Origin of the sequence: Paenibacillus sp. FSL K6-1566 (assembly GCF_038050475.1) — a bacterium.
Lineage (GTDB): Bacteria > Bacillota > Bacilli > Paenibacillales > Paenibacillaceae > Paenibacillus_AQ > Paenibacillus_AQ lactis.
The window spans coordinates 1180997-1192244 of sequence record NZ_JBBOSR010000001.1 but is presented as its reverse complement, the minus strand read 5'-3'; the positions used below and the strand labels follow the sequence as shown (position 1 = coordinate 1192244).

Sequence of the window (11248 nt, the reverse complement as noted above, 5' to 3'; positions counted from 1 at the left end):
TGGCCGTTAAAATACAGAACCTCAATAATTATATACTCTTATCAAATGAGGTTGTCTCCTATCATGCAACCACACCTTACTATTGATTTACTTCGTCATAAACCTCATTCATCATATCATCCATAATGAAATTTCTAAAATCATCATTTTCCAGGATCTTCATAAAGAATTTTTCATTACTATTCATACGATCAATAACAAAGTTCATAAATGTTTTTTCAAATGCGAATTTAAAGTTATCTCTCGTATTATTTTTTGCTTTTTGTTGGATATCCTCGCTATTGAGCATATCTTCTTTTACTTGTTCCCTCGAAAGAAAATCTGTTTCTGTAAAATCGGTACCAAACCGCTCATTTAATTTATCCAGAACAGACGATAATCGCACCTTCTCATCCTCTACTGCTCCACTAGTACCATGGGAGGTCGGCTTTAAATCCACACCGCCTGTTATTTCTAGTTCGATGCCTCCCTCTGCTATCATTTGATTGCGGTAGTACTGAAGTGCCACGTCATCCGCCAAATACACATCCTTATCTGTATTGCTGCGAGGGAGCTTCCGCATGAGATAACTCAGATAGATATATTGTTTATGCAGACCAACATCAATAAACGTAGCAATTTGCAATATAAACGAATATGTTCTTACATATTTGGTGGCTGCTGCTTTAAACGCTTCTTTCTCTTCCTTGGTTAATTGTTTAAAACGCTCAACGCCTTTATCCACCCAAGCGTTCAACTGCATTTGAGCTTTGGTGGATTTCTTGAATCCCCCTTTAATCTCAAGTTCGTTAACCGCTTGTACTTCTTCTTCAGTAAAGATTTGATAGGGTTCAATTTCTGCCTGAAGATCATATAAGATATTGGGGTCCGTTACTTCTTCCAAGCCAGTGGTTTCGTAATACGGTTGGAAAGAAGCTTTAATCTCTTCATGGTTATTGACAAAATCAAGAACGAACGTATCGTCTTTCCCAGGGCAAGTACGATTTAAGCGTGATAGGGTTTGAACCGCTTTAATCCCGCTCAACGGCTTGTCTACGTACATCGTATGCAGCAGTGGCTCATCAAAGCCCGTTTGATATTTCTCTGCAACCAGTAACACCTTGTACTCATCCGAATTAAATTTATCAGGTAATTCCTTTTCACTAAATCCATTCATATCTGGCTCTGAGTATGGAACTTCGCCATCTTTAACTATACCGGAGAAGGCAACGACCGTTTTCAGGTCATCGTATCCCATTTTATTGATATATTGGTCAAAAGCTATTTTATAACGTACTGCATGCAATCGACTGGCTGTGACAACCATCGCTTTAGCTCGACCACCAATTTTTTTACGAATAAAATTACGGTAATGCTCTACTATAATTTCTGTCTTCTGTGCAATATTATGAGGGTGCAGGGAGACGTATTGGGCTAACTTCTTCGTAGCTTGCTTCTTAGAAACCAACGGATCATCATCGACTTTTTTAGCTATTTGATAGAAGGTCTTATATGTAGTGTAATTGCTCAGCACGTCTAGAATAAATCCTTCCTCAATAGCTTGACGCATCGTATACTCATGAAAGGCATGCGGTTTACCATCCGTCCCCAACGTCCCGAACTTTTCGATTGTTTTAGGCTTGGGTGTTGCGGTAAATGCAAAGAAGGAAATATTATCTTGTTTCCCACTTTTCATGATCGTCTCTACGATTTGCTCATCCAAGTTGTCCATGTTTTCTTCCGCAATGCGATCTTCTTCATAAGCATCCTCTAAGGTTTTGTCGGACAAAATATTCGTTAAAGCGGTTGAGGCTTTACCACCTTGAGAAGAGTGAGCTTCATCGATAATGACTGCGTATTTTTTGCGATCAAGATCGGCTACTTTTTCCATAATAAACGGAAACTTCTGAAGGGTTGTAATTATAATACGTGTCTCACCATTAATAGCTTGGGCAAGTTGATTCGAATCTTTATTAATTCGTTCCACCATTCCAGCCTTATGCTCCAGTTGATAAACCGCATCCTGTAGCTGTTTATCTAGAACTCGACGGTCTGTAATGACGATTACACTGCTAAAGACAGCCTGATTATCTTCATCATGGAGTTTTGCAAGCCGGTGCGCCAACCAAGAAATTGAATTCGTCTTCCCACTGCCTGCACTATGCTGAATTAGATAGTTGTGGCCAACGGATTTCATACGCACGTCTTCCTCAAGTTTGCGAACGACATCCAGTTGATGAAACCGTGGGAAAATAAGCATCTTGCGTTCCCCAATAGTCTCGCCGTTGGAGTCTACAATTTCATCTTTCTTAATAAATGCAAAACGGAACAAAATATCGAGCAGACTGTCAGGCTGCAAAATCTCTTCCCATAAGTAGTACGTTCGGTAATTATTATAGACAACAGCGTTGCCTTTGCCTCCATTATTTCCTCGGTTAAAAGGTAGAAACTTTGTTTTTTCCTTTTTCAGTTCGGTGGTCATATAAACTTCATCTGGATCTACCGCAAAATACACAACGACTCGTTCATTGAATTTAAACAACGTTTCGCGAGGATCCCGATCATTACTTAACTGCTTCATCGCATGCTCTACAGTTTGGCCTGTAAACTGATTCTTAAGTTCCATAACAACGATCGGTAAACCATTCACGAACAGTACCATATCCAGACTATTATTATGTTTATCGCTATAGTAAACCTGGCGACTCACAGCAAATCTATTTTTGCGATATAACTCATTCATGAGCTGGTTCATCGTAGTAGAAGGCTTATTGTAAATCAGCTTTAGTGTTACACCACGGTCTTTAATCCCGTGGCGTAAACAATGAATTAAGCCCTGACTCTTCAGCTGATCGCAAATTCGGTTCAGTACTTTCTGTCTGTAATCTGCCCCATATGATTTTTCTAGAGCTTGAAGTGACTTACTCTGGGTGTCTTCCAAAAACATAAAGAGTTGTTCTACATCAATGGCATACTGCTTAAATAGACGGCTCACCTCACCTTCCAGTGTGCGCTTCCGGTAACCGCTTGTTATGAAGGACTCTTCGATATTGGTTTCTAGCCCTTTTTCAGTGGCATCTATAGCCATATGTTGTCACCTCCCATTATGAAACGACTTCAAAGTCACGCACATCGATCTTGCCTGTAACTGCTTCGTAGATGAGGGATTGGCGGTATTCCTTTAGTTTTTCGATTTGTTGTTTGATATCTTGCACTAAATCATTTATCTCTTTTACTTTCTTTGTGATGTATCGAGTGATTTCTTTTTGTTCTTCAATAGCCTTTGGTAATGGAAATTCTAAATTCTTAACTTGTGTGAAATTCAACCCTTCCCTGGAACTACCGTTTTGGTTCATCAAAATTTGCTGGATAATGAAACTTGCTGACATTATATTACTTAATAATTCTGGGAGTATGATACTAGGAATAGTTCTAATAATACATACATGTTGGTTTACATTAGCAGGTCCAAAGTCTTGCGGTACGATGCAAGACCGGCCAATGGATGCACCAGTAATATTTAATAGAATGTCTAATGGTTGTACTCTGGTTGATTTCATCTCTTCATCAATTTCTGAACTGATGTAAACCATATCTTTTAGTCGGAGGCCATTAAAGTGGACATTTAAACTTCTTAAAAAAGGAATACCCTCTTCTGAATAAATTTCCGATCCGCCTTTTGGTGTTTTACCACTACCTACAAATTTAGCTATGTGTTTAATTTTTTTTATTTCCCAATGCTCAGGTATCTCCCCAATGCATTCCTCACCTGAATCTTTCATTTTTACATCTGGGTTTAGGCCTTTTGTAACTGCTTCTGTAATAATGGTCTGAAGTTGTTCCTTTAACAGAAATATCATTTTTTCCTTTGCCCTAATTAATGCCTTAATTTCATTACATTTAATATCTAAAAAGGTTGCAATTTCAACCTGCTCAGAATACACAGGAACTGAACACTCAAAGTTCTCTACTTCTGTCCCTACTATACTAGGTAGGGCAGTTTGAGTAGTAATAACGTCCCAGGGAAATACCTTCATTAAATAGAAGAAATATTTAGGATATGCTTTATTTCCAAACACCGTGTAGTACATGGTATCTACTGTCCAAAACTCACCATTGACAAATATCGGTTTTCCGATAGTACCCTTCCTGCCAAAAAGTACTGATTCCCCGCTATATAGTACTTTATCGGTCCATTTAAATACTCCACCAGAGCCATAAACATCAATTGAACTTTCGCTGTTTGGTAATTCCCGAGTAATTTCTTTACCGTTTTTAACAGAAAGAAAATATTTCAGTTTTTTATTTTCCCAGTATAATGGAGTGTTACCATACCAATCTTTTTTATAATTACTCATCCCAACACCTTCTTCAGCTGCTCTGCAATACTTGCTTCAAGTTCTTTAATTTCATTCATAAGCTCTTTAGAACTACGCAGAGCCGTATATTTATAAAAGTGCCGAGTAAATGGAATTTCATAGCCAACTTTTGTCTTCGATTCATCAATCCATGCATCAGGTACATGCTGAAGAACTTCTCTCTCGAAATACTTACTGATATCTTCTTTAAGCGGCACATTTTCAGTATCTCGTAAATCAGCATCTGGCTCGGCTTCAGTTTTATTTTTCATACAAATATCCGCCGTTTCATCCTTCTCAGAGAGAGCATTCAAAACAGATTTTAATAGAGGTGCTGCTACAGTTAAATCAGCTTGTTTAAAAGCCTCTTTCAGGATCTTGGTAAACTCATCCCGATTTTTATACACTTGTTCACTGGTCATACTACGTAATGTCTCTATTATTTTGTCTTGCTGCGACTTGCCCGCTTCGATCTCAGCTAATCCACTCTCTCCTTTTTTCCTCGATGTAGCAAGGCTCTGGAACGCTTTTTCTTCTTGGATTCGTTGAATACGCTCTTCTGAAATTACGAAATTCAGACGAAGCGGGCGTTCGACTGTAATCTTGTGATAACCAAAGTCTTCATTATCGAAGATTTTGACATACTCACTTTCTTTAAAGTCACCATACATACGGACAATCTCATCAATTTGCTCTTGAGAAATCTCGTTCCGCTTACTTCCCAAGCTTTTTTTCATTTTTCTGGAGAAATCAACTGCGTTTACCAGTTGTACTTTTCCTTTACGATTAGCAGACTTATTGTTTGTCAAAATCCAAATATAAGTTGCAATACCGGTGTTGTAGAATAGGTCATTTGGCATTGCTACAATTCCTTCTACCAAGTCGTTCTCAAGCACATAACGGCGGATCTCACTTTCGCCTGAACCTGCATCCCCTGTAAATAAAGGAGAACCGTTCATGATAATGGCAAGCCGTGAACCCTGCGGATTTTCCGGTGTTACTGGCTTCATTTTCGAAATCAAGTGAAGCAAAAACAGGAGTTGCCCATCGCTTGTACGCGGAGTTCCAGGGCCGAATCGTCCGTTATAACCAAGCTCTTCATGCTCTGCTTTAATCGTTTTCTCGTACGATTTCCAGTCTACACCGTATGGAGGGTTCGTAATAAGATAGTCGAACTTCTCTCCCTTAAACTGATCGTTTGATAGGGTATTACCTAGGCGAATATTTTTCGCATCGGCGCCTTTAATCAGAATATCTGCTTTACAGATCGCATAGGACTCACCATTAATTTCTTGGGCAAAAAATTCAAGATCAGCTGTAGGGTTTAGCTCATGTAAGTATTCTTGTGCAACAGACCCCATGCCGCCTGTACCCGCAGCACAGTCGTATAATGTCTGAGTTATTCCATGTTTGGTTAGAATGTCGTCATCATGAAGGAAAAGTAAGCTAACCATAAGCCGTACCACTTCACGAGGGGTGTAGTGATCCCCTGCTTCCGCATGCTCCGAGAAGCGGCGGATTAACTCCTCAAAGATGTACCCCATCTCAACATTAGTAACCACTTCAGGATGCAAATCCAATTCGCTGAACCGTTTAATGGTTAGGTACAACAAGTCGTTCTGATCCATCTTGTCGATCTGACGGTCGAAATCAAAATGATCCATGATATCTCGGGCTGTTTTGGAAAAGCCATTAATATAATCACGCAAGTTATCTGCAATGTTATCCGCGTCAGTTAGCAAGTTGGCAAAGTTATATTTACTTGTATTATGGAAGTTCTGCTTGGCAATACGGTTCAAGATCGGTTCGCGCGCGTCTTCATTCATTGCTTTAAATTTTTCGAAATTCTCTAGTACTTCCTCTTTCGTGCTTTCCAGTACGCAATCAAACCGACGCAATACGGCTAGGGGTAAAATGACCTTTCCATAATCCTCAGGTTTGTATGGGCCACGTAAGACCTCAGCTATAGACCAAATAAAACTGACTTTATCCTGAAAGTTAATCATCATGCATCTCCTCTTATGGCAAAACAATTCTAGTATACCTTCTAAGTTTACCGGTATCTCTTCTTTTGTGGAAGTCTTCCCTTGTAGAAATATTTAATTTAAATGATGTAAAAATCTCTATTTAAACACGCTCTCCAAAACCTCGTTCTCAATCTCCAGTTTCCGGCTAGACACAATAATGGACGAAGCAAGCTCCTGTTTCTCAGTTAATATGCGGTGGACAATTTCTTCAACTGTGCCAGAGGTCAGGAATGACTTTTCAGCTGTTACGATCGGATAATATACTTGAACAGGTTTGTTCTGTCCAATTCGGTACACACGATCCGTTGCCTGATTCTCCACCGCTGGGTTCCACCAACGCGTGTAATGAATGACATGGTTAGCCGATGTTATCGTCAGTCCAGTACCAGCTGCTTTAGGAGAGAGAATCATCACATCAAAGCCGGGACGATTGTTAAATTGGTCAACATAACTCTGTCTTCTTTCCGTCATGCCATTAATAATCTGCGGATTTATATTGAATTGATCACGAATAGCATCCCGTAGAATCTCTTGCATTTGTCTAAGCTCTGTAAATATCAGGACTTTCTCGCCTTTGGCCTGAATTTCTCTAATTAGATCTAGTGTTTTGGCCAGCTTTGGAACAGACTGGATATGCAGGTTCCGATATGTCTCATTCACCAAGGCTGGGTGAGAGCATAGCTCTCTAAGCTGCTGTATGGCTTGCAAACCAGACAATGTTTTCATTTTAACTTGTGAAATAACGGCAGCATATGCTTGCTGTTGTTCAGATCCTAAAGGAACAGGAATCTCTACGGACAGCTTGGCAGGCAATTGACCCGCCAGTTCCTCCGACTTTGTTCTGCGTTTGTAAACCATTGATATACGAGCAAGCAGTTTTTGCTCTGTTTCATGATCCCGTTCTTCAGCTTCGAGCTTATCCATAAATTCTCTTTTAAATTCATGCAAGCTCCCCAGCAAACCAGGTTGAACATAATCCATAATAGACCAGAGCTCGCTTAGCCCGTTCTCCACCGGAGTTCCCGTCATCGCAACTCTAAATTTTGCATTCATGGCCTTAATAACCTTGCTGGCAGCAGTAGTTGGGTTCTTAATCGCTTGAGCTTCATCGCAAATAATGGTCTGCCATTCAACTTGCCCAAATGCCAGTTGATCTCGCACCAATGTTTGATAAGTTGTAAGTGTTATGGCATATTTCTGAAGAATTTCTGGATCTTTAACACGATTCCCGCCACTATGGACATGAATCAAATGAGCAATCGGTGATGCAAATTTATGAATTTCAGCAACCCAGTTTTCGATTAGAGATTTCGGCACAACGATTAATGTTGGAGTTAACTTTCCCATTTCATGCAAGTATGTAAGAAAGGAGACAACCTGAATGGTTTTCCCCAATCCCATATCGTCTGCCAATAACCCACCCAGTTTACGATAATGAAGGGACTTCTTCCATACGTAACCTTCCTCCTGAAAAGGCTTGAGGCTGGCGCCAAAACTTGCCGGTGGCTTGCGATCCAAAATACCGTTATCCAACATCTCCTGATGCACGGTTAGAATAGGCTGGTTATACTCCAGTTGGTTAATATTCTCGAATATTTCAAGTACATATGGAAGTTTGGTAACATCTACTCGCGCGTTATCCCCCCATGTCTGTTCCAACTGAGTTACGGCTTCTTGGAAAGCGCTGATATCATGGGGGACTCTAATCCATTCCCCATTATGCTCGACATATTCTTCCCCGTTTGTAGTTGCATCCCTGAATACTTCCTCTAGCCCACTTGCATCGAATGTCTGATTAACTTCGCCCTCAGAATCCATGATATGAACCCCTGCATGGAGCTCAAACCAACCACGTCCGCTATCATTCGCATGGACATAGGGCTGGGCTTTATATACTCGTATCCCTAATGATTTGACTCTTTCCCCAAACATAGATAAATCCAAACCCTCAATTTCGGGTAGAAAGGCTTCCGGATTCTCAGCGAAACGAGGAATGTCTTGGCCACGGATGGGATCCTGTTTTCGAATTTCATCGGACTTGGTCACGACATCAGTTGAAACAAAAATTTTACCATGTACAGGGTGGGAGTAATATCGGCTCCCAGTGCCCCCCATTTCATCAAGAATTTCTTGGGGGATAGGATCACTCGATCGATATTTAGGTATCAGTTCAATTTGGCCCGAATCATATTTCAGATCAATATCCACATCATTTGCGAACTTGAAATCTTGCTTCAAAAGATAATCATCCATGGGTATATTTAGTTTTCTAGCTTGGGAACGAATCTTGGCTACATACGCAAAAATCTGGTCCTTATCAAGGACATTCGGCTGTTGGTTAACTAATTGTTCAAATTGATACTGCTCCGGTTCCATTAGGAGCCACGTACGATCAGGGAGTCGGATCCAAGGACCAATTTGTCTCGCTGTTCTCTCTATATGTTTCCGGTTACCCCAGTGCTTTTCGAGAATAAATTTGAAATTAGACCCACCAATGATCCCCACATGTCCGAGCTTCAACTCAAGACTCGTTGTCTCGGGTAGTTCAAATTGCTCTCGGACTTCCGGAGGAGCTTCAATAACTAAGTCATAGGGAAGTAAATATCCGTCATCTGTCTCCTTCAGCAATTCTTCATACCACATCGACTCTAAGAGCTCTAATGTTTCTACATTGGGCTGATGCCGAATTTCTGCTACAGTCATATTTAACGGGAGGCTGATAGGGATGTTATCCTGGCCTTGAAATAGATGAACGAGTAATCCTCTTTGATCTTTTATAAACTCCCATTGTATAGGTTTATATTCAGGTTCTTTTGTTCGTTTAGATAATCTGTTCCACCAACTCATTCTATTTGTCACTCCGAGTAATCATAATATCCATTCATGAATTCGCTTATATGTTTTCTGAATTTATCTGTCCAAGTCTCAAAAGCCCCGTAATGTCCCAAAGAAGTTATATACAGAGGTTCTCCTCTTTTGATTTTCTCTGTATCTTTCAATGCCTTTTCTTTGGCTGCTTTTCCTTTTCTTCTAAACTCTGTTCCCGTAATTCGACTCAATATGAACTTATTAAAACCTTTTTTATGATAGAAATATGCAGCCCCTATTTCTCCAAACTCAACGACCACAAATTCTTTGAAATAAATAAACAACACGGCAGGGTCGTTTTCCCCATCTAATTGACTGACATCCTGAATGTCCAATAGATACCTTTTCCAGAATTCAAATCTTCTATATTCATCATTAATCGTTTTCAGCCTGGCTACAATAAGCCAACGATTGACCTCCTCACGCCCTTCCTCAGATAAGAAAGTCCAGTCCTCATCACGTTCTCTAGGGTCATGAAGTCTCCTGATCGCTTGTTCCATAATCCGAGCGTGAAATTGTTCATGATTTCTGGCCTCCAGATAAATTTTCATAAGCTCTTGATAGGATTGCATGGGATATTTTTCAAGCATTTGAACAACGAAAGTTTCTCCATCACGACTAATTATTCCATCTTGGTGTAGGCTTCGTTGCAATGTCTGGAACACAAGATAATCTTCAAGTTCAGATTCGGGCTTGATTTTCACCATTCTCATAAACTCGATGGATTTCATCTTTTCATTAGCCATGAGTTCGGCCAAGCCTTGTGCGATACCATTTTTGTTCATAAACACCGGCATTAGCTGTTTCGTAAGTTTTTCCTCTTCATACTCAGAATACAAGAAACTAGTTCCGTCCTTGGAATAAAATCGCCGCAATAAATCCTGGATATATACGTTGTTATATTCCCCTTGAAATCCCCCCCATATCATGGAACCGATAGAAGGAGAATAGTGATGATATAAAACTAAATTGATTTTCTTCTGAACGTTATAGGATTCCTTATTGAAGGGATACTCATAAACCAAAACCATTACATCTCTTTTCTTAAGAGTGTGTGCTAGTTGTTCTATTTCATCCTCGGGCGTTTGACGTATGAGTTCCAACAATTTGGGTAATCGTACCGCGCTCAATTGCGAGGCTGTAAGCTTATCTATATCCCCATACTTTTTCTCTATATCCTGTCTGGCTTGGGATAACTTCTGTGGTCGAAACGAAAAAGTAAATATATATGTCTTATCGTCCATCATCCACCATCATTCCCTGAAGCTTCTCTAGTAACTGCTCGTCTTTCAATCGAAATTTAAATTCCACACGCCTTGATTTGTCCGGGTCCATCTCCCCATTTTTATCAAGGATCGGAACACTAAATGATCGACCGTTGGCTGTAATAACCGTCTTAAGCTCCTCCTGGTATTTAAACTTAGGGAAATTAGGTGCAAAGACTTGCTGAGCCACGGCTAGCGCACGATCCTGCGATAATTGAAGATTATATAGATATCCGCCATCACTATCCGTATGACCTTCTACGATAATCTGAGCTATCTCATCTCGAAATTGATCTGACATTAAGATCTCGATATATTTCGGAATAAAATCCTCAAGATAATCAACGCCCTTTGCAGATACTTTACTACTATTTTTATCAAAGAACACGCCGCCCGAAAAACGGATCGCCCCTGTTTGCTTATCGATTTGGAGGTCCAGATTCGAATCTTTGAATGCAATCATGAGTTCCTCAATAATTTTAGATTTGACTCCAATAACATCCTCGATGAGCTTATTATTTTGGGCGATGGCCTCCTCTTTTTGCTTAATAGCCTCAGTAGCCTCATCCATTGCTTTCTTTTGCTGTTCATAAGCATTTTGTGTATCATACATGGTCACCATGATTACCAGAGCAAAAATAATTAACAAAGCAGACATTAGGTCTGTATAAGATATCCATGAACTTTCTTTTTCCTCACCTATTAGGCCCTTTGACCGTCCTAAATTACGACTTCCACGTGCCACATTTTA

The 11248-nt window shown here is 40.1% G+C and carries 6 protein-coding genes; all 6 read right to left on the bottom strand.

Annotation, left to right across the window (positions count from 1 at the left end):
* Positions 1-79: 79 nt before the first annotated feature.
* The 6 genes from NST08_RS05120 to NST08_RS05095 all read right to left on the bottom strand — a co-directional run bounded on the left by NST08_RS05120 (position 80) and on the right by NST08_RS05095 (position 11242).
* Positions 80-3067, bottom strand: coding sequence for a type I restriction endonuclease subunit R (locus tag NST08_RS05120; RefSeq protein ID WP_341341540.1), 2988 nt, complete (start codon positions 3065-3067; stop codon positions 80-82).
* 16 nt (positions 3068-3083) lie between these two features.
* Positions 3084-4337 carry a restriction endonuclease subunit S gene (locus NST08_RS05115; RefSeq protein WP_341341539.1) on the bottom strand — a complete coding sequence of 418 codons (1254 nt, stop codon included), beginning with the start codon at positions 4335-4337 and terminating at the stop codon, positions 3084-3086.
* A complete protein-coding gene (locus NST08_RS05110) occupies positions 4334-6343 on the bottom strand; it encodes a type I restriction-modification system subunit M (RefSeq protein WP_341342613.1) in 2010 nt (669 codons plus the stop codon). Before NST08_RS05110 ends, NST08_RS05115 begins: the two co-directional genes overlap by 4 nt.
* Before the next feature lie 117 nt (positions 6344-6460).
* On the bottom strand, positions 6461-9211 hold the full coding sequence (locus tag NST08_RS05105) for a DEAD/DEAH box helicase (protein ID WP_341341538.1): 2751 nt from the start codon (positions 9209-9211) through the stop codon (positions 6461-6463).
* Between the two features lie 8 nt (positions 9212-9219).
* Complete coding sequence (locus NST08_RS05100; RefSeq protein WP_341341537.1) at positions 9220-10479, bottom strand: EH signature domain-containing protein; 1260 nt, start codon at positions 10477-10479, stop codon at positions 9220-9222.
* On the bottom strand, positions 10466-11242 hold the full coding sequence (locus NST08_RS05095) for an OmpA family protein (RefSeq protein WP_341341536.1): 777 nt from the start codon (positions 11240-11242) through the stop codon (positions 10466-10468). The genes NST08_RS05100 and NST08_RS05095 overlap by 14 nt, the downstream gene beginning before the upstream one ends.
* Positions 11243-11248 lie beyond the last annotated feature (6 nt).

Coding starts and splice junctions, on each gene's coding strand:
- NST08_RS05120 (WP_341341540.1), bottom strand. CDS start 3,067: ATGGCTATAGATGCCACTGAAAAAGGGCTAGAAACCAATATCGAAGAG.
- NST08_RS05115 (WP_341341539.1), bottom strand. CDS start 4,337: ATGAGTAATTATAAAAAAGATTGGTATGGTAACACTCCATTATACTGG.
- NST08_RS05110 (WP_341342613.1), bottom strand. CDS start 6,343: ATGATTAACTTTCAGGATAAAGTCAGTTTTATTTGGTCTATAGCTGAG.
- NST08_RS05105 (WP_341341538.1), bottom strand. CDS start 9,211: ATGAGTTGGTGGAACAGATTATCTAAACGAACAAAAGAACCTGAATAT.
- NST08_RS05100 (WP_341341537.1), bottom strand. CDS start 10,479: ATGATGGACGATAAGACATATATATTTACTTTTTCGTTTCGACCACAG.